The organism is Haemophilus sp. HN_Hi08 (genome assembly GCF_049824455.1).
Taxonomy (GTDB): domain Bacteria; phylum Pseudomonadota; class Gammaproteobacteria; order Enterobacterales; family Pasteurellaceae; genus Haemophilus; species Haemophilus influenzae_D.
In genome coordinates, this window is sequence record NZ_CP187493.1 from 1,173,393 (window position 1) to 1,193,328 (window position 19,936).

A 19,936-nucleotide genomic window follows, 5' to 3' on the forward strand; every position below is an offset into this window, starting at 1 on the left:
TTCTATATCCATTAGATAAAAATGCGGCTGTGATTGGGAAAGTGATAACCGATAAAAAAGTGCGTTTAGTGGGTATTTTTGGACAAAGTCGATTATTAGATTTACCCACAAATGAACCATTGCCAAGAATTTGTTAATGATTAGATAAAATTAAAGCCTTGATAATCAAGGCTTTATTTTTTACTTACAATATTTTAGAGGATATATTATTTGTAACCCTATTAAAGCACTTTCACGATACTTTCACATAGATAGCGAATATTATCTTCTGTGATTCCAGCTACGTTGATACGACCAGAACGAACAGCGTAAATGGCAAATTCATTTTTTAGACGATCCACTTGTTCCCCTGTTAATCCACTGAAAGAGAACATACCGTTTTGTTCAATGATAAAGCTGAAATCTTGTTCTGCACCATATTCTTTTAGTAACTGAACGAATAAATGACGCATTTTTTTGATGCGTTCACGCATTTCAGTTAATTCATTTTCCCACTCTTGGCGAAGTTGAGTGTCATTTAATACTGTTGCGACAGTCGCCCCACCGTGAGATGCAGGGTTAGAGTAAAGTGTACGAATGATTGATTTCACTTGGGTTAATGCAGTTGAAGCAATTTCTTCATTTTCTGCCACAAGGGTAAATGCACCAACACGTTCATTATATAAACCAAAGTTTTTCGAGAATGAACTCGCCACTAATAATTCTTTGTGGTTTGCCGCAAAAGCACGTAAACCATAAGCATCTTGGTCTAAGCCATTGGCTAAACCTTGATAAGCAAAGTCAAAGAGTGGCAACCAACCATTTTTAGCTGAAAGTGCGGCTAATTCTTGCCATTGTTCTGGAGTAGGGTCAATACCAGTCGGATTATGGCAACAACCGTGTAAAAGCACCACATCGCCTTCGCTTGCTTGGCTTAAATCTTCTAATAAGTGTTCCCAATCAAGGGCTTTGCGTTCAGCATCATAATAACGATATTCACGAATGGTCATACCGACAGCATTGAAAATCGCATTGTGGTTTGGCCAAGTTGGTGTGCTGATCCAAACATTTTGTGCTTTAGTTTGGCGTTTAATAAATTCTGCCGCAATGCGTAATGCACCTGTTCCGCCTAAACTTTGTACTGTTCTTGCTCGATTAGATTGGATGACTTCAGAATCTTTACCGAAAAGTAACGCTTTTGTTTGTTCGTTATAATCCGCAATACCATCAATAGTCAGATAATTCTTGGTTTTTTCCTTATCAAATAAGCGTTTTTCGGCTTCTTTTACTGCACGCATAATCGGGGTTGTGCCTTGCGCATCTTTATAAACGCCAATACCCAAATTGATTTTATTTTCGCGAGTTTCGGATTTAAATGCTTCGCCTAAGCCTAAGATTGGATCGGCTGGTGCCGCTTTGATATGTTCAAACATAGCTTTTCCTTATGTATGTGTTGTGTGATGAATAGTTTTATACTTCAGTCATTTTATTTTATCAAGAAAGATTTTATAAAAATTAACCACACTTTAATATTTTTAAATATTTATCAAAAAGTGCGGTCATTTTTTAAATTATTTTAGTTTTTCAATCGCCCAATTTAATCCCGATTGATAATCTTCGGGTAATTCAATTCGGAGCTTTTCTAATTGTTGAATAATGACCGCTTTATTGGGATGAGAAAGATTGATATGCCCAACCTTACGCCCAGCCCTCACTTCTTTACCGTACCAATGAAGTTGTGCAAAAGGTATATTAAGCCATTTTGGATTATGGTTTGTGCCGATTAAATTTACCATTACACTTGGGGCAAAAATTTGTAAGTCAGGTGTTGGCAAATCAAGTAGCGCACGTAAATGTAATTCAAATTGGCTAATCGCGCATCCTAGTTGTGTCCAATGTCCACTGTTATGTACACGAGGCGCAAGTTCGTTAATTAGTAATTTGTCGCTTACAACAAAACATTCCATTGCCATCACACCCACATAGCCTAATTTATCCATAATTTTGCCGAGCATTGTTTCAGCTTGTTTTTGTTGTGCGGATTGTTGAGGAAATGCATTATCAATCACACTGTAACGCAAAATACCATTTTGTTGCAGGTTATGCGTAACGGGATAAAAACGCTTTTCGCCATTTTTAAATCTTGCGCCTACAATAGAAACTTCATAATCAAAAGGAATAAATTTTTCTGCGATCACTTCACCAAATAAGTCATCGGTGATGTCCGCTTTGTTTTCATCGCTGATAATCCATTGACCACGCCCATCATATCCGCCTGTTCTACGTTTGACGACGACTTTCTCGCCAACAGTTTGGAAAACATCATTCCATTGCGTTTTATCTTTTAATAAACACCAAGGCGAGGTCGAAAGATTCAGTTCATCAAGCAAGGATTTTTGAGTAAAACGATCGGCTAATAATCCAAATACATGTTGATTGACGAAGTTTTTATGATTGCCGAGTAATTCAGTCAAAGGCGTTTTTTCCCAGCGTTCAATTTCTGCCGTGATGATCGCATTTTCAGGTAAGTCAAAAACTGGCACATTGAAGGCTAAGGGTTCGACATAAATATCTAAAGGTGCGCCAGCGTAACCTAACATTCTGCCGAGTTGTCCGTTGCCAAGTACATAAACCGTTGGGTATAAGGTGGAGTTTTGCATAATATTTCTCGTTAAATTTACGAAAAAAACAACCGCACTTTAGAAGTGCGGTCAGATCTGAAGATATTTTTATGTGCGTGGATCGGGATTATCCAGTACAGCACGAGTTTGGCTTTCACGGAAAGATTGCAGGCGTGAAAGCAATTCTACATCCCAACTTGCTAGAATTTGTGCGGCTAACAATCCAGCATTTGCCGCACCCGCAGGGCCAATAGACAATGTTCCGACTGGGATTCCTTTTGGCATTTGCACAATTGAATAAAGGCTATCTACGCCATTTAACATAGAACTTTTTACTGGCACCCCCAGCACTGGCACAAGTGTTTTCGCTGCGAGCATACCGGGTAAATGTGCCGCACCGCCTGCACCAGCAATAATTACTTTGTAACCATTTTTTTGTGCATTTTCGGCAAATTCGAAAAGTTTATCAGGCGTACGATGGGCAGAGACGACTTCCACATGATAAGGCACGTTTAATTCATCTAAAATCTGAGTTGTCTCTTGCATAGTAGCCCAATCACTTTTTGACCCCATCACAACGGCAATTTGTGCAGTTTTTGACATGCTATTTTCTCAATTTTTTTAATTAAAACGTGGTGTAGAATAGCATAGATTACATATATCTAGCAAACGTTTGCTATTTATGTACGTATTAATGGGGATTATTTTATAATTATTTGATTTTTAAATTTTAGTAATTGTAGGCTGGGCGTAAGCCCACGCAGGATATAACAAACACGTGGGCTTAGATTGCGTTACATTAGGAATTATTCGTAAGCAATTTGGAAATCAACTGAGGATTGTACTTTGCCAGCGGTTGCTGGACCTGTTGCGTAATACTGGGCGATAAATTGGAGATCAATTGAATTCTTATCATTTATTTCAGTACTATTCGAAATGTGTTTAGTATTTACGTTTGGTGCTGAAACGCCGTTATTCGTATTTTGAAAAGAAAAATCGGTCGTATCATTACCTACCACTTTAATTGTATCCATACCATTAGCTTTTAGAAGCTGAATATTAACCTTAGTTGCGTAATCTTGATCGGCTTTATTTTTCAACGTAAAGCTATTGTCTTTATCGGCATTTTCCCAAGAATAGAAATAAACCCCGACTTTCTTCGTTTTCGTATCTCCAACTCCAGTTGTAGTACAATCAGTCAATGTAATCGTAAAAGGCGTTGGCATTGCGGTATTCCCCTTGTTTTTTAAATGGGATTTACCTACATCATTTAATACTACGCTCATATCTCTATTTTCTGTTTTCACTTTACAAGTATTCTCAACAACCTTACCAAAAAAGTAACTTTACCAGCGGTTTCTGGATCATTTCCACCATTACTTGCCGCCTGCACATTTCCTGCAAATGCCAATAAAATTAAACTACCAAGAAGTGTTTTTTTTCATAATAAATTGCTCCATAAAGAGGTTTGTGCCTTATAAATAAGGCAAAAAGATTAATATAAACCGTTTATTAAAATGCCAAAGCCTTAATAAACAGCAAGATTTGTTTTTCCAAAAAAGTAAAAAACGCTTCCATTATATATATAATTAAAGTCCTTTTTGAAACATTTCATATTTTATTTTGGATTAAACACGCCGATTGGGGCGTTTTCCGCTGATGCCACTTGGTCGCACGCAGAATTTCCGCTGAAAAAAGTCAGTAAAAACGGTTACAGCTTGCACGGCAGTTATAGCATTAACTTCAACGAAATTGGCACCAATCTCACGTTGGCAGCTTATCGCTATTCTTCCCGTGATTTTTACACCTTAAGCGACACCATTGGTCTTAACCGCACTTTCAGACAATTTAGCGGGGCGTATTTGCCTGAAATTTACCGCCCGAAAAATCAGTTCCAAGTGAGTTTAAGCCAAAGTCTGGGGAATTGGGGCAATCTCTATCTTTCAGGGCAAACCTATAATTATTGGGAAAAACGTGGCACGAATACGCAATATCAACTGGCTTATGCAAATCGTTTCCATATTCTCAATTACTCTGTAAACCTCTCACAGTGCATTGACAAAGAAACAGGCAAACGCGACAACAGCATTTATTTGAGTGTCAGCCTGCCATTAGGCGATAACCATTCTGCAGACAGTAGTTATTCTCGCAGTGGTAACGATATTAACCAACGACTTGGCGTAAATGGCTCTTTTGGCGAACGTTATCAATGGAGTTATGGCATTAACGCTTCACGCAATAATCAAGGCTACCGCAGTTATGACGCAAATCTTGCACATAACAATAGCATTGGTAGCTATCGTGCCTCTTATTCCCGTGACAGCCTCAAAAATCGCTCCACTTCATTAGGCGCAAGTGGTGCTGTCGTGGCGCACAAACACGGTATTACTTTAAGCCAACCTGTTGGCGAAAGCTTTGCCATTATTCACGCCAAATCATTCCTCGTGCAAATTCAATTAGCTTAGTGGATTTCCGCACGGGCAAAAATACAATGGTGTTATTTAACCTCACTTTGTCAAATGGCGAGCCAGTGCCAATGGCATCCACCGCACAAGATAGCGAAGGGGCATTTGTGGGCGATGTGGTGCAAGGGGGCGTGCTTTTCGCTAATAAACTTACCCGGCCAAAAGGCGAGTTAATCGTCAAATGGGGCGAGCGAGAAAGCGAACAATGCCGCTTCCAATATCAGGTTGATTTGGATAACAAGCAAATACAAAACCACGATATTCAATGCAAAACCGCAGAATAATTGAAGAGGATTTATGCAAAAAACAGACCGAAAATTAACCGCACTTTATGCTCGAAAATCCATCGCTTGCGGTGGTCAAACATTGAGTGCCTTTTGTCGTCAAATAGCCTTGTTTGCTTGCTTCATTGCACCGCCTTTATATGCTCATGACGGCAGAGTGACCTTTGAAGGGGAGATTTTAAGTGATGGCACTTGTAAAATTGAAACAGACAGTAAAAATCGCACCGTTACCCTGCCAACGGTGGGGAAAGCCAATTTAAGCCATCCAGGGCAAACCGCCGCCCCCGTGCCTTTTTCTATCACGCTAAAAGAGTGTAATGCAGTCGATGCTAAAAAAGCCAATCTGCTATTTAGCGGGGCAGTAACAGGGCAGATATATCTTTCTAATGCCACAGGCAGCGGCAAAGCCACCAATGTTGGCATTCAAATTGTCAAAGCCGACGGTGCAGGCACGCCCATTAAAGTGGACGGCAGCCAAGCCAACAGCGAAAAAGCCCCCGACACAGGCAAAGAGCAAAACGGCACAGTTATTCAACCCCGTTTTGACTACTTCGCACATTATTACGCCATAGGTGCCGCCACCGCAGGCGACGTTGAAGCCACTGCAACTTTTCAAGTGCAGTATAAGTAATGTTTAATAGGCAATAGAATAAAATGAAAACTCTAACAACATACGCAAAGTATTTCACGCCCATCTCTAAAATTGCATTCTTATTTTGTTTCTTAATGGGGAATATTGCAGAAGCAAGTACGAAACAAGCAAGATTGCAAAATCAATTTTCAGGTCGATCAAGAATTCTTACTTATAATTTTGAAGGTAATTCTATAATGATTGCATCTGCGACTACTAATTAAAAACTTGGCGTAGAATAGCATATTTTACGTACATCAAGTAAACGTTTGCTAAATGATTTTTATAGGAAAATACCATTGCAACTTTAAGGATAAAATTTTATCCTAAGCACAATTTTTATAAGAATGGGGCAAATTATGTTAGCCAAAGCAAAATATAGAAAAGATTACAAACAACCAGATTTTACGGTCACTGACATTTATTTAGATTTTCAACTTGATCCTAAACATACTGTGGTGACTGCAACCTCAAAATTCCAACGCTTAAATAATGAAGCGACTTCTTTGCGTTTAGACGGGCATAGCTTCCAGTTTTCTTCTATTAAATTTAATGGCGAGCCATTTACTGCCTATCAACAAGATGGCGAGAGTTTAACGCTCGATTTAAAAGACAAAAGTGCGGATGAATTTGAGCTTGAAATTGTGACTTTCCTTGTGCCAGCTGAAAATACTTCATTACAAGGGTTGTATCAGTCTGGAGAGGGTATTTGTACACAATGTGAGGCGGAAGGCTTCCGTCAAATCACTTATATGCTTGATCGTCCTGATGTGCTGGCGCGTTATACAACCAAAATTACGGCAGATAAAACCAAATATCCATTCTTACTTTCGAATGGTAATCGTATTGCAAGTGGCGAATTAGAAGATGGTCGCCATTGGGTGGAATGGAATGATCCTTTCCCAAAACCAAGCTATTTATTTGCTTTAGTGGCGGGAGATTTTGATTTATTACAAGATAAATTTATTACTAAAAGTGGTCGTGAAGTGGCTTTAGAGCTTTATGTAGATCGCGGCAATTTTAACCGTGCAACTTGGGCAATGGAAAGTCTTAAAAAAGCGATGAAATGGGATGAAGATCGCTTTAATTTAGAATACGACTTAGATATTTATATGATCGTTGCTGTCGATTTTTTCAATATGGGCGCAATGGAAAACAAAGGGTTAAATATTTTTAACTCTAAATTTGTATTAGCCAATCCACAAACGGCAACCGATGATGATTATCTTGCCATTGAAAGTGTGATTGCACACGAATATTTCCATAACTGGACAGGTAATCGTGTGACCTGCCGAGATTGGTTCCAATTAAGTTTGAAAGAAGGCTTAACAGTTTTCCGTGATCAAGAATTTTCTTCAGATACGGGCTCTCGTGCGGTGAATCGCATTAATAATGTGAAATTTTTACGCACTGTGCAATTTGCCGAAGATTCAAGCCCAATGTCGCACCCAATTCGCCCTGAAAAAGTGATTGAAATGAATAACTTTTACACGGTGACAGTATATGAAAAAGGGGCAGAAGTCATTCGTATGTTGCACACCTTATTAGGTGAACAAGGTTTCCAAAAAGGCATGCAACTTTATATTGCTGAAAACGATGGTAAAGCGGCAACTTGTGAAGATTTTGTGTCTGCAATGGAACGGGCAAATAACCTCGATTTAAACCAATTCCGCCGTTGGTATAGTCAATCGGGTACACCAGAATTATTGATTAGCGATGCTTATGATGAAAAAACGCATACTTATTGTTTAACGGTTTCACAATCCACACCGCCAACCGCAGATCAAATGGAAAAAGTGAATTTACATATTCCATTAAAAGTGGCACTTTATGATGCGGACGGTACGAAACAAATGTTACAACATAATGGCGAATTGTTGAGTAATGTATTAAATGTTACTGAAAAAGACCAAGTCTTCGAGTTTCACGGCATTTATGGTCGTCCAATTCCAGCATTGTTATGTGATTTTTCTGCGCCGGTAAAACTGGATTATGATTATAAAACGGAGCAGTTATTAGGCTTGCTGAAATTTGCAGATAATCAATTTATCCGTTGGGATGCTGCTCAGATGTTATTTGCACAAGAATTACGTCGTAATGTTGTGCGTTTCCAACAAGGCGAGCCACTAGAAATTTCGCCTGAAATTTTGACCGCACTTTCTTATGTTCTTAACCATTATGAGAAAGATATTGAACTGGCGACCTTAATTCTCACCCTTCCAAAAGAAATGGAATTTGCCGAGGGTTTCAAAACCATCGATCCTGATGGTATTTCAGCCGCAAGAGCATTTATGCAAGCTCAAATTGCAGAATCTTTAAAAGATGATTTCTTGCGTGTTTATACCCATATTCGTCTTGATGATTATCAAGTTACGCAACAAGACATTGCCTTGCGTGCAATGCGTAATCTTTGCTTAACTTATTTGGCTTACACCAATTTGGGCAACAACCTAGTGCAAAAACACTACAATAATGCGAATAATATGACAGATACATTGGCTGCATTAAGTGTTGCAACTAAAGCGGCATTACCTTGCAGAGATGCGTTGTTAGCTGATTTTGAACAAAAATGGCAACACGATGGATTAGTGATGGATAAATGGTTTGCATTACAAGCCACTCGCCCAGATGAAAATGTGTTGGAAATTATTCAGTTATTAATGGATCACCCAAGTTTTAATTTTAATAATCCAAACCGTTTACGTTCATTAGTAGGTAGCTTTGCAAATCACAACTTAAAAGCATTCCATAATGTAAGTGGATCAGGCTATCGTTTCTTAACGGATGTGTTAATCCGTTTAAATGAAAGTAATCCGCAAGTGGCTGCGCGTTTAATCGAGCCATTAATTCGTTTTTCTCGCTTTGATGCCCAACGCCAAACGCTGATGAAACGTGCTTTAGAACGCCTAAGCGTTGTAGAAAATCTGTCAAAAGATTTATTTGAAAAAATTGAGAAAGCGTTGCAGTAATACTTGATGATGTGAGAATAGGCTTTATGCCTATTCTCTATTCAATTACCGAATATTTTTAAATGAACTAAAAATTTTTTGACTGCAAATAATTTTCTACCGTATCTACAATGGCTTGCGTTTGAGGATCGATTTCAATATTCACAATATCGCCCACTTTACGTTGCCCCATTAAAGTTCTTTGCAAGGTTTCAGGAATTAAATTCACACAGAATTGTGTGTCTCTTACTTCGCCAATAGTGAGGCTAATGCCATCTACCGCAACAAATCCTTTCGTTAAAATATATTTCATTACATCTGTGCTTGGCAGCTCGAACCAAATTTGTCGGTTATTTTCACTAGCGATAATATCTGAAATTTTTGCGGTGCAATAAATATGACCAGATAATAAATGTCCGCCAATTTCCGTTCCCATTTGCATAGCACGTTCGATATTCACATAATCGCCCACTTTTACTGTGCCGAGATTTGTAATTCTTAAGGTTTCTTGCATCAGATCAAAGCTAACCAGATCGCCGTTAATTTCAGTTACAGTTAAACATACGCCGTTATTTGCTACTGATGCGCCAATTTCCAGATCTTTACGCATTTCAGGTGGTAATTTTACTACTTGTGTTCTAAAATTAGCCTTTTCTTTAATGGAGTGGATAGGGACGGTGCCTTGGACAATTCCAGTAAACATAATTTTTTCCTTTTCTAAAAATTTTTAGCAGTATATCAAATTTATGAATTTTCGTCTTTTATCTCAATACCACGCTGATATTAAAAAGTTGATTAAAATTTCCTTGCCTATTTTATTAGCGCAAATTGCACAAAACTCAATGGGATTAGCGGATACCATTATGGCGGGGCGAGTGAGTTCCACTGATATGGCAGCCATTTCTATTGGTGCTTCAATTTGGATGCCATTGATGTTTTTTGGGCAAGGTTTATTGTTGGCATTGCCGCCTACAATTTCTTATTTGAATGGTTCAGGCCAACACCATCGCATTGCACATCAAGTTCGCCAAGGCATTTGGCTTGTGTTAGGCGTGAGTATTCCTTTAGGTTTACTGATTTATTTCTGTGAAATTCCGCTGCAATATATGCAAATGGAAAGCAAAATGTCAGATTTAGCACGCGATTATTTACATGCCATGTTGTGGGGATTGCCAGCTTATTTGATGCTGATTAATTTTCGTTGTTTAAATGATGGGATTGAGAAAACCAAGCCTGCGATGGTCATTACCTTTTTAGGTTTATTGATTAATATTCCGCTTAATTACATTTTTATTTATGGAAAATTTGGTATGCCTGCTTTTGGTGCGGTGGGCTGTGGTATTGCGACAGCTATTGTGAACTGGGCAATGTGCTTAATGATGATTTTCTATTCCTACACGAATACTCAAGAACGTTCACTAAAAGTATTTAGTCAATTAATTGAAATGCCAAATCCGAAAACACTTAAAAAATTACTGCGTTTAGGATTACCGATTGCCATTGCAATTTGTTGCGAAGTGGCGTTATATGCACTTACGTCCTTAATGCTTTCTCCGCTGGGTGCAACTATTGTGGCAAGCCATCAAATTACGCTGAATACTAGTTCTTTTATTTTTATGTTCCCTATGTCGATTGGTATGGCAACGACGATTTTAGTTGGACAAGCATTGGGTGCAGGTTCTCCACAAAATGCGAAGAAAATTGGCTATGCCGCATTATTATTAGGGCTAACTGTGACAATTGTTACTGCATTAATTACGATTTTTTTCCGTTATGAAATTGCATCGATCTTCGTGACAGATGAAATTGTCATCGCCATGGCAGCAAATCTATTATTATTTGCCGCACTTTATCAATTTTCAGATACCATTCAAATGGTGGTTGGTGGTATTTTACGTGGTTATAAAGATACTAAAGTCATTTTATACATTACCCTTTTCTCTTATTGGGTAATTGGTGTGCCACTTGGTTATACGCTAGGTCGTACAGATTGGCTTGTGCCACACATTGATGCGAAAGGTTTCTGGATTGCCTTTGTGGTCTCGCTCACTTTTGCGGCATTCTTACTTTCTTTGAGAATGAAAAAAATGCAAGCTATGAACGACAACGCTATTTTACAACGTTTAGAAAAACTTAAATAAGGAACTTTATGCAACTTCCAGCTTTACAATCGGCAAAATTAATTCGTCGTTACAAACGCTTTCTTGCGGATATTGAATTGCCAACTGGTGATGTTATGACAATTCATTGTGCCAATACAGGTGCGATGACTGGATGCGGTGAAAAAGGCGATAAAATTTGGTATTCACATTCTGATAGTCAAACTCGTAAATATCCCCATTCTTGGGAGCTTACTCAACTCGCAAATGGACAGCTTTGCTGTATCAATACGCATCGTTCTAATCAGCTTGTCTTTGAAGCATTGCAAAATAAGCAAATCAAAGAATTGGCAATGTATGATGAAATTTACCCTGAAGTGAAATACGGCGAGGAAAATAGCCGCATTGATTTCTTACTAAAAGGCGAGGGTTTGCCTGATTGTTATGTAGAAGTGAAATCAATCACGCTTGTAAAAGGCAATTTAGGTATGTTCCCCGATGCGGTTACTACGCGTGGACAAAAACACGTTCGAGAATTATTGGCAATGAAAAAACAAGGTCATCGAGCAGTAGTGCTGTTTGCTGGGTTACATAACGGTTTTGATCGCTTCAAAATCGCGGAATATATTGATCCTGAATATGATCGCTTATTAAAAGAAGCAATGGAACAAGGTGTTGAAGCCTATGCTTATGCGGGACAATTTGAAATTTCTAATGAAATTCCTACCGCACTTTCTTTGACAGAATCGGTGCCTTATATAAAATAATATTTTTTGATAATTATTTTCATTTAGTTATTGACAAGATTATTGATAACAATTATCATCTAATCATTCCAACAACAATATTAGATAATCACTCCAACATTCCCGCCTATTTCCCCACAAATAGGCGTTTTTTTTATTCACAAATTGCTAAGAATCCCTATAATAAAACCTTTTAAAACATAATTTAGGAAATAATAATGACTGACATTAATACCGTTCTCGCGGAACTAAAGCGTGGTACTGATGAAATCCTTTCAGAAGCGGATTTAATCGAAAAACTGAAAGAAAATCGCCCATTAAAAGTAAAATTAGGCGCAGATCCAACCGCACCAGATATTCATTTAGGACATACTGTTGTATTAAACAAATTACGTCAATTTCAACAACTCGGTCATGAAGTCTATTTCTTAATTGGCGATTTTACTGGAATGGTGGGCGATCCATCAGGTAAAAATGCAACGCGTCCTCCACTCAGCCGTGAAGATGTATTGCGTAATGCTGAAACCTATAAAGAGCAAATTTATAAAATTCTCGATCCACAAAAAACCAAAATCGTCTTCAACTCTGAGTGGTTAAGCAAACTTGGTACAGAAGGTATGATTCGTCTTGCAAGTAACTACACGGTTGCGCGTATGCTTGAACGGGATGACTTCAAAAAACGCTTTGGCAATAACCAACCTATTGCCATCCATGAATTTATTTACCCATTATTACAAGGTTACGATTCTGTTGCATTAGATGCAGATGTGGAACTAGGTGGTACAGACCAAAAATTCAACTTACTTGTTGGCCGTGAATTACAAAAATCAGCAGGTAAAAAACCACAGGTTGCGATTACACTTCCATTACTGGTTGGCTTAGACGGCGAGAAAAAAATGTCCAAATCACTTGGTAACTATATCGGCGTAACGGAAGCACCAAGCGATATGTTCGGTAAAGTGATGTCCATTTCCGATGAACTGATGTGGGATTGGTATAATCTTCTTTCATTCCGTCCATTAAGCGAAATTGCACAATTAAAATCGGAAGTAGAAAACGGAAAAAATCCACGTGATGTAAAAATCTTATTAGCAAAAGAATTAATTGCACGTTTCCACAATGAAGAGGCAGCAAACGCTGCAGAACAAGAATTTATTAATCGTTTCCAAAAAGGCGCAATGCCTGATGAAATGCCTGAATTTACGTTTTCTGGCGAAATAGGTTTAGCTACTTTATTAAAAGAAGCGGGCCTTGTGCCTTCCACTTCAGAAGCAATTCGCTCTGCTCAACAAGGCGGCGTGAAAATCAACGGCGAAAAAGTAGATAACGTGAAAGACAATGCACCAAAAGGCACAAATGTTTACCAAGTGGGTAAACGAAAATTTGCGCGTGTAACGGTTGAATAAAGCAGGTAAAAAAATACCGCACTTAGCTGATAAAAGTGCGGTATTTTTTATCGAAGTTTTAATTTAGTTAAACATCGCAGAAATAGATTCTTCGTTGCTAATGCGACGAATGGCTTCAGCTAGCATAGAAGAAAGTGTTAATACACGAACTTTACCGATCGCTTTCATTTCTTCTGATAGAGGAATAGTATCGGTAACAACAACTTCATCAATGGCATCGCTAGCTAAGTTTTTGGCTGCTGCACCAGAGAAAACGGCGTGAGTTGCATAAGCAAATACACGTTTTGCACCACGTTCTTTTAATGCTTCTGCCGCTTTACAAAGCGTACCGCCAGTATCAATCATATCATCTACCAAAATACAATCACGGTCTGCAACATCACCGATAATATGCATTACTTGTGCTACGTTTGCACGAGGGCGACGTTTGTCAATAATAGCCATATCCGTATCGTTTAATAATTTAGCCACAGCGCGAGCACGTACAACACCGCCAATATCTGGAGAAACAACAATTGGATTTTCAAGATCAGATTTTTTCAAAATATCGTGAATTAAAACTGGAGAACCAAATACGTTGTCTACGGGAACATCAAAGAAACCTTGGATTTGTTCTGCGTGTAGGTCGCAGGTTAATACGCGGTCAATACCAACAGTTGAAAGTAAATCTGCTACAACTTTAGCAGTAATTGGTACACGAGCAGAACGAACACGACGATCTTGGCGAGCATAGCCGAAATAAGGAATGACGGCAGTAATACGGCCAGCAGATGCTCGACGTAACGCATCTACCATCACAATCAATTCCATCAAGTTATCATTAGTCGGCGCACAAGTTGATTGGATGATAAATACATCCGCACCACGCACATTTTCATTGATTTGAACTTGGATTTCACCATCGCTGAAACGTGCGACCGTCGCATCGCCTAGTGAAATATATAAACGTTCAGAAATACGTTTTGCAAGTTCAGGTGTTGCATTACCCGCGAAGAGTTTAATGTCAGGCATTTTATAAAACCTCAGGTTTAGATTGTCGATGAATATGAATTGATGATAGCTGCTTCAACATTGCGTGCAAGGGAGAAACATTGAGTCCTTTCGCAACAAAGCCAAAAAATGCTTCTGGTTTTTGTCTCAATACCGCTTGCGCTTCTGCTTCATTATCAAATTCAGCAAAAACACAAGCTCCCGTTCCTGTTAGTCTTGCTGGCGCATATTGTAGCAACCAGTTTAACGCTTTTTCAACGTTTGAATAATGATTTACCACAACTTTTTCGCAATCGTTTTTATAAGATTCACTCAAAAGTTGTTCAAGGGATTTTTTCGGTGTATTACGTGGTAAATTTGGATCTTGAAAGATGGCAGCCGTCGATATCGAATCATCGGGTTTTAATACAACAAACCATTTTTCGGCAGGTTCACAATAAGTGATTTTTTCCCCAACGCCTTCAGCAAAAGCAGCCTGTCCGTGTACAAATATTGGCACATCCGCGCCTAGAGTTAATCCTAATTTTGCCAGTTCATCAATGGATAAATTGGCTTGCCATAAATAATTTAACGCGACCAATGCGGTTGCTGCATTGGATGAACCGCCACCAACACCTCCTCCCATTGGAAGAATTTTATCTAAATGAATATTTGCACCCAATTGAATATTAGCTTTTTCTTGTAAAAGTTTTGCAGCTCGATAAATCAAATTATCTTCCGTTTTTAGATTTGGAATTTCTGGGGTTAAAACAATTTGATTATCTTCTTCACGGATACTAATTTCCAACCAATCGCCGAAATCTAAAAATTGGAAAAGCGTTTGTAATTCATGATAGCCGTTCGGCAATTTTCCGTTGATATAAAGAAATAAATTCAGCTTGGCTGGGCTAGGGAAGCGCAATGACTTCCCATTTGATTGTTTTGTATTTTGACAAAGTGCGGTAGAAAATTGATGTGATTTCATTAATGTATTCATTAGTAAATCCACTCATCCACGCGAATTTTTAGAGTTTGTTTCGTGCTGTCATTTTTTAGCAGAATGTTTTCAGGCATCGAATTATTTGAGTGATAAGTGAGATAATCTGCTGTCCATTGAGAACCATCCACATGATAAGTAAATGCGCCAAGTAAATGGTTAGTACCGACTTGATAATCTGCATTTATTGCTGGTTCGCCTTTCAGCCAATAAGCTAAATGTTCTAATGGCACATCCATTCCAATAATCTCTTGTAATAAGAGTTTGGCATTGTCTGCAGATTGTTGATTGCCGTTGTTATCGGAAATTGTCATCCCACTTTGGTGCATTTGAATCCAAAGGGTAGATTTACTGATTAAAGAATAGAGTTTAAGCGTATAAGATTTTGGATTTTGGTATTGCCATTCAAAGCGGCTAGAAAAACGTTCTGTAGGACTGATATAACCAATTTGTCCTTTAGCTTGATAGGATTGAATTTTTTGAATCTGTTGTAAATGCTGTTGCCATATCGCATCTGTTTTATCAATATATTGCACATTTGTAGGTCGATCCATATCTAATGTACAAGCGGTTAGAATAGCAGTGGCAAAAAGTGCGGTAAGAAATTTAAACGTTTTCATATTATTCATTAAATCAATAAGCTCGCATATTTTAAGGATTTAGTTTAATTGAGTAAAGTTACTTTTATTTGTTAATTTTTTGGGTAATTTTCTTTTGTTTGTTTAACCGCTAAGATTCTTCGTTTCGTCAATTCATTTCTGATTTCTTGTTTCTCAAATCCATCTGCAATAACTTGCTGTACATCTACTTCATTTGCCGCTTGTAATAATTGATTAATGTAATCTATTTGTGGATAGTCTTTATTTTCAAAACCTGTTCTACCTCGAGTATCAGCTAGACAGACTTGTAGAAATTCTTGAAAGCGTTGTGGTTTTCTCCACACATCAAAACGATTAAACAGCGTTATGACGGTTTCAGCTCGAAGCTCAAAGGCTTTGTGAATATGCGTGTGAAATTCACAAGTCAGTTCTGCAAGTTCTTGAAAATAACTTGGAACCTTCAAGCGTTTGCACAAGGTTCTAGTTGGTTTTATGCCAGCTTGCTCGTGTCCGTAATGATGGGGCAGAATATTTTGAGGCGTAAGAGCTTTGCCTAGATCGTGACAAATGGCGGCAAAACGAACCGCACTTTTGTTTAGATTATGGTTATTTTCAGTTAAATGAACTGTTTGTTTTAATACCAACATGGTATGAATAAAACTGTCCACTTCGGGATGATGTTTTACAGGATTTGGCACCCCATAAAGAGCATCGATTTCAGGAAATAAAACGCTTAATGCGCCTGTTTTATGTAAGGTTTCAAAATAAATTTCAGGGTTTTTTTCGTTTAAGGCTTTTTCTGTTTCTAGCCAAACTCGTTCCGCCGTGAGATGTTGTAATTCTCCCGATTGGGCAAGTTCTGCCATTAGGGATAGCGTTTCTGATGCGATTTTAAAACCGAGAGAATGATAACGGGCTGCAAAGCGTGCCACGCGTAATACTCGTAAAGGATCTTCTGAAAAAGCGGGAGAAATATGGCGTAAAATTCGATTTTCTAAATCTTGTTTTCCGTCATAAGGATCGATAATTTCACCGTCTTCGCTTTGAGCCATGGCGTTAATAGTGAGATCGCGTCGAATTAAATCTTGTTCTAATGTGATTGTTGGGGAGAAATCACAAATAAAGCCAGTGTAACCTGCGCTAGATTTACGTTCTGTTCGGGCAAGCGCATATTCTTCTTTTGTTTTAGGATTGAGAAAAACTGGAAAATCTTTGCCTACTTGTTGATAACCGAGAGAGAGTAGCGTAGAGGGGTCTGCGCCTACCAAAATCCAATCACGATCTTTTACTGGTAAACCCAATAATTGATCGCGAACAGCCCCACCAACTAAATAAATTTTCATTTGTGATTATGCCCAGCCATCACGACGGCGGCGTTTTGGTAAAACATAAGGAATAAGCAAGCCGAAGAGTAAGCCTACGCCCAATACTGAACCGCCATAAATAAACCATTGGATCGCAATTTCTCGTTTACCCACATCAAGTATCGCTTCTAAATCACGATTTTTATTTTTGGTCATTTCAAGTTCACGTTTCAATTGTGAATTTTGTTCTAAAAGATCCGCACTTTGTTGTTCCGCTTGTTTAGTTCGACGTTGCATTTCGACGGTACGTTGTTGCCAATCCCCGTCTAAACGACTAAGTTTTAAGGTTAATTCTTGGACTTGAGCTTTTAATTTTGGATTTTCTTCTTTACTACTTGGTGTACTGCTTAAGTCTGAATTTAAAATCCAAGCTTCACGATTTTTATTGTCACGAATGAGTGTGTATTTGCCTTGGCGATCTAATACATTCACGGCTTCGCCCGCTTGAATTGAACCTGCAATTTTAAATTGCTCCCCAGCACCGCGACGTAAAAACGTGCTTAGATTTTCAGTAACATATTGGGTTTCAGCATAAGCAACATTTATTGATGTGCTTAAAAGTAAAGATGAGATTAAGGCTTTATAGATCTTTTTCATTTTTTCCCCTTAAACATCACAACAAAAGTGCGGTTAAAATTAACCGCACTTTTTATTGAGATCAATTAATTAAAGATAGTTCTTAGCACATAGAAAATAATGATGGCGAAAAATGCACCAGCTGGTAATGTGACGATCCAAGAGCTAATGATATTTCGGATAACCGTTAAATTCAGTGCTGCGATACCACGAGCAAAACCGATACCTAAAATAGCTCCAACAAGTGTTTGTGTTGTTGAGATCGGCAAGCCTGTACCTGATGCCACTACAACAGTCATCGCAGTAGCAAATTGAGCGGCAAAGCCACGGCTTGGCGTTAAATCAGTAATCCCAGATCCAACAGTCGCCATTACTTTTTGCCCCATAGTGATTAATCCTACTGCAATACCTAATGCACCTAAGGGTAAAATCCACCATGCAAGAGTGCTATTAGAGGCAATTTTTCCGCCTTCATTTACAATAGAGACTACTGCAGAAAGAGGGCCAATTGCATTGGCTACGTCATTAGAACCGTGCGCAAATGCCATCGCACAAGCGGTTAATAACATTAATATACTGAAGACTTTTTCTACTGCACCAAAGGTGCCTTTACTTGCAGATTGAGTAAATGTTTTACTTTTGAAATAGAAATGGAAGAACAACATTCCGATAAGACTGATGACAAGTGAAATAATTAAAGTTTCACTATTTGAAAGATTTAAGCCTATGTGTTTTAAGCCTTTTTTCATCGTTACGATACAAAGTACAAACATGGTTATCCCCATATAATAAGGGCCATATTTTTGTGCATTTTTTAATGGCTGTTCAGTATCAAAAATAAGTTTTTGCGTACTTGCAAAGATTGCATAAGCCAAAATACCCGAGATGACAGGCGTGATAAACCAGCTACCAACGATGCTGCCAATATTTGACCAATCTACAGAACTAGGGCCAATCGTAATACAGGCAAATCCAATAATTGCACCAATAATAGTGTGTGTACCAGAAACTGGCCAACCCATTTTGGTTGCAATAAATAACCAAGCACCTGATGCAAATAAGGTTGAAAGCATACCTAAGGCTAAAATATCGGGTGTATCAACAAATTGCATTGGGTCGATTACGCCACTTTTTATGGTTTGTGTTACTTCGCCACCAGCTAAATATGCACCTGCAGATTCAAAAATTAACGCAATAATAATTGCTTGTTTGGCTGTTACAGTACCAGATCCTACGGATGTACCCATTGAGTTTGAGACATCATTTGCTCCAATTCCGAACGCCATAAAAAAGCCAAAGGCTGCTGTGATCCACACCAACCAAGAACCATATTGACTAATAATTTCCATAGTTAATTTCCTATGTTTTGTTGATTATGAACGCGCCAGCATTAATTCAATGCGCGAACCGACACGTTGTGCTTGGTCAGCCAAAACGCCAACCCATTCAATAATTTTATATAAGAACATTACATCAATTGGATTATAACGGCTTTCGATGGTGTAAAGCATTTTACGCAATTTGATCTGCATTTGGTCTGTATCATCTTCAATTGAATCAAGTTCTTGAATCATATCATTGACTAATTTGAGTTCACGACCTTTAAAACCCGTTTCTAATAGCTTATCCATTTCTTCGATTACTCGGTGGGCTTGATGAATTGCATCTAAACTACGTTTTACGTAATGTAAGAATTCTTCCTGCATTTCTTCAGGAATACCAAATTGACGACCAATCATACGGCCTGCAATATCTTTGGCATAATTGGCAAGTTTATCTTGTTGCGTGACTAATTCTAAAAGATCAGTACGATCGATAGGTAAGAATAAACCACGTGGCAATTTCAACCGAATTTCGCGTTTTAAACTATCTGCCTCACGTTCGCATTGAGAAATTTCTAAGCGTTTTTCTTCCGCTTGTTCCCAATTCTTTGAGAAAGTCGTTTGAAAAAAAGGAATCAAAAGATCGCTACATTCGGTCACTTTTTCAGAGTGTTTTTGTAACGGCTTGAGAGGCGAATGGGCAAATAATCCGAGAATATTATTCATTGCCATAAGTGATTTACTCCAAATTAAGGGGTTAAAAATTCGTGCGCATATTACCTGATTTTTGTTGATAGTTAAAATTTTTCAAAAAAATTTGTAAGAAACAAGGTTTATCTTCGACTAACTAAGTAACTGGGTAATATTTCCTAGTGTGGTAAGATAAGTAACTCAATACACTTTTCGCTTTAAAAGCGAGAAAATTTGAAA

At 38.3% G+C, this 19,936-nt stretch carries 18 protein-coding genes and 2 pseudogenes; 8 read left to right on the plus strand and 12 right to left on the minus strand.

Features of this window, described 5'->3' with window-relative positions:
* Nucleotides 1-5 precede the first annotated feature (5 nt).
* Nucleotides 6-137, plus strand: a pseudogene (locus ACPT8O_RS05780) (hydrogenase expression/formation protein HypE); the annotation flags it as partial.
* Nucleotides 138-221: 84 nt separating this feature from the next.
* Here the strand turns inward: ACPT8O_RS05780 and ACPT8O_RS05785 are convergent.
* The 4 genes and pseudogenes from ACPT8O_RS05785 to ACPT8O_RS05800 form a co-directional block, all read right to left on the minus strand.
* Entirely contained in the window at nucleotides 222-1,412 is a 1,191-nt protein-coding gene (locus tag ACPT8O_RS05785; RefSeq protein WP_021035324.1) for an amino acid aminotransferase, read from the minus strand.
* Nucleotides 1,413-1,550: 138 nt separating this feature from the next.
* Nucleotides 1,551-2,639, minus strand: coding sequence for a 5-(carboxyamino)imidazole ribonucleotide synthase (gene purK, locus ACPT8O_RS05790; RefSeq protein WP_425613284.1), 1,089 nt, complete (start codon nucleotides 2,637-2,639; stop codon nucleotides 1,551-1,553).
* Between the two features lie 69 nt (nucleotides 2,640-2,708).
* Nucleotides 2,709-3,203, minus strand: coding sequence for a 5-(carboxyamino)imidazole ribonucleotide mutase (purE, locus tag ACPT8O_RS05795; RefSeq protein ID WP_425623308.1), 495 nt, complete (start codon nucleotides 3,201-3,203; stop codon nucleotides 2,709-2,711).
* Nucleotides 3,204-3,406: 203 nt separating this feature from the next.
* A pseudogene (locus ACPT8O_RS05800) lies at nucleotides 3,407-4,060 on the minus strand (fimbrial protein).
* A 141-nt stretch (nucleotides 4,061-4,201) separates the two neighbouring features.
* Between ACPT8O_RS05800 and ACPT8O_RS05805 the strand changes: the two are divergent.
* From ACPT8O_RS05805 to pepN, 4 genes are all read left to right on the plus strand, one after another.
* The gene (locus ACPT8O_RS05805; protein ID WP_021035320.1) at nucleotides 4,202-5,065 is read left to right on the plus strand and encodes a fimbria/pilus outer membrane usher protein; all 864 of its coding nucleotides are present in this window, start codon (nucleotides 4,202-4,204) and stop codon (nucleotides 5,063-5,065) included.
* Between the two features lie 26 nt (nucleotides 5,066-5,091).
* Nucleotides 5,092-5,349, plus strand: coding sequence for a FimD/PapC C-terminal domain-containing protein (locus tag ACPT8O_RS05810; protein ID WP_227894310.1), 258 nt, complete (start codon nucleotides 5,092-5,094; stop codon nucleotides 5,347-5,349).
* 13 nt (nucleotides 5,350-5,362) lie between these two features.
* Nucleotides 5,363-5,980: a fimbrial protein gene (locus tag ACPT8O_RS05815; RefSeq protein WP_021035318.1), complete on the plus strand. Its 618-nt coding sequence runs from the start codon at nucleotides 5,363-5,365 to the stop codon at nucleotides 5,978-5,980.
* Between the two features lie 359 nt (nucleotides 5,981-6,339).
* Complete coding sequence (gene pepN / locus ACPT8O_RS05820; RefSeq protein ID WP_041175417.1) at nucleotides 6,340-8,949, plus strand: aminopeptidase N; 2,610 nt, start codon at nucleotides 6,340-6,342, stop codon at nucleotides 8,947-8,949.
* Between the two features lie 67 nt (nucleotides 8,950-9,016).
* Here the strand turns inward: pepN and ribE are convergent, their stop codons facing one another.
* Nucleotides 9,017-9,631, minus strand: coding sequence for a riboflavin synthase (gene ribE / locus ACPT8O_RS05825; RefSeq protein WP_006996444.1), 615 nt, complete (start codon nucleotides 9,629-9,631; stop codon nucleotides 9,017-9,019).
* Between the two features lie 43 nt (nucleotides 9,632-9,674).
* Between ribE and hmrM the strand changes: the two genes are divergently transcribed.
* The 3 genes from hmrM to tyrS all read left to right on the plus strand — a co-directional run bounded on the left by hmrM (nucleotide 9,675) and on the right by tyrS (nucleotide 13,179).
* Nucleotides 9,675-11,069 carry a sodium-coupled multidrug efflux MATE transporter HmrM gene (gene hmrM / locus ACPT8O_RS05830; RefSeq protein WP_005693623.1) on the plus strand — a complete coding sequence of 465 codons (1,395 nt, stop codon included), beginning with the start codon at nucleotides 9,675-9,677 and terminating at the stop codon, nucleotides 11,067-11,069.
* A gap of 8 nt (nucleotides 11,070-11,077) precedes the next feature.
* Nucleotides 11,078-11,794 carry a DNA/RNA nuclease SfsA gene (gene sfsA, locus ACPT8O_RS05835; protein ID WP_021035316.1) on the plus strand — a complete coding sequence of 239 codons (717 nt, stop codon included), beginning with the start codon at nucleotides 11,078-11,080 and terminating at the stop codon, nucleotides 11,792-11,794.
* A 197-nt stretch (nucleotides 11,795-11,991) separates the two neighbouring features.
* On the plus strand, nucleotides 11,992-13,179 hold the full coding sequence (tyrS, locus tag ACPT8O_RS05840; RefSeq protein ID WP_021035315.1) for a tyrosine--tRNA ligase: 1,188 nt from the start codon (nucleotides 11,992-11,994) through the stop codon (nucleotides 13,177-13,179).
* A 63-nt stretch (nucleotides 13,180-13,242) separates the two neighbouring features.
* Here the strand turns inward: tyrS and ACPT8O_RS05845 are convergent, their stop codons facing one another.
* The 7 genes from ACPT8O_RS05845 to ACPT8O_RS05875 all read right to left on the minus strand — a co-directional run bounded on the left by ACPT8O_RS05845 (nucleotide 13,243) and on the right by ACPT8O_RS05875 (nucleotide 19,738).
* Complete coding sequence (locus tag ACPT8O_RS05845; RefSeq protein WP_021035314.1) at nucleotides 13,243-14,190, minus strand: ribose-phosphate pyrophosphokinase; 948 nt, start codon at nucleotides 14,188-14,190, stop codon at nucleotides 13,243-13,245.
* Nucleotide 14,191: 1 nt separating this feature from the next.
* A complete protein-coding gene (gene ispE, locus ACPT8O_RS05850; RefSeq protein WP_041175416.1) occupies nucleotides 14,192-15,133 on the minus strand; it encodes a 4-(cytidine 5'-diphospho)-2-C-methyl-D-erythritol kinase in 942 nt (313 codons plus the stop codon).
* An 11-nt stretch (nucleotides 15,134-15,144) separates the two neighbouring features.
* Nucleotides 15,145-15,765 carry a lipoprotein insertase outer membrane protein LolB gene (gene lolB / locus ACPT8O_RS05855; protein WP_162690886.1) on the minus strand — a complete coding sequence of 207 codons (621 nt, stop codon included), beginning with the start codon at nucleotides 15,763-15,765 and terminating at the stop codon, nucleotides 15,145-15,147.
* 71 nt (nucleotides 15,766-15,836) lie between these two features.
* Complete coding sequence (locus ACPT8O_RS05860; protein WP_021035311.1) at nucleotides 15,837-17,087, minus strand: multifunctional CCA addition/repair protein; 1,251 nt, start codon at nucleotides 17,085-17,087, stop codon at nucleotides 15,837-15,839.
* A gap of 6 nt (nucleotides 17,088-17,093) precedes the next feature.
* Nucleotides 17,094-17,705, minus strand: coding sequence for a TIGR04211 family SH3 domain-containing protein (locus tag ACPT8O_RS05865; protein WP_021035310.1), 612 nt, complete (start codon nucleotides 17,703-17,705; stop codon nucleotides 17,094-17,096).
* Nucleotides 17,706-17,770: 65 nt separating this feature from the next.
* Complete coding sequence (locus ACPT8O_RS05870; RefSeq protein ID WP_021035309.1) at nucleotides 17,771-19,033, minus strand: inorganic phosphate transporter; 1,263 nt, start codon at nucleotides 19,031-19,033, stop codon at nucleotides 17,771-17,773.
* A 24-nt stretch (nucleotides 19,034-19,057) separates the two neighbouring features.
* Nucleotides 19,058-19,738, minus strand: a complete 681-nt coding sequence (locus ACPT8O_RS05875; RefSeq protein ID WP_005647270.1) for a TIGR00153 family protein — start codon at nucleotides 19,736-19,738, stop codon at nucleotides 19,058-19,060.
* Nucleotides 19,739-19,936: the final 198 nt, after the last annotated feature.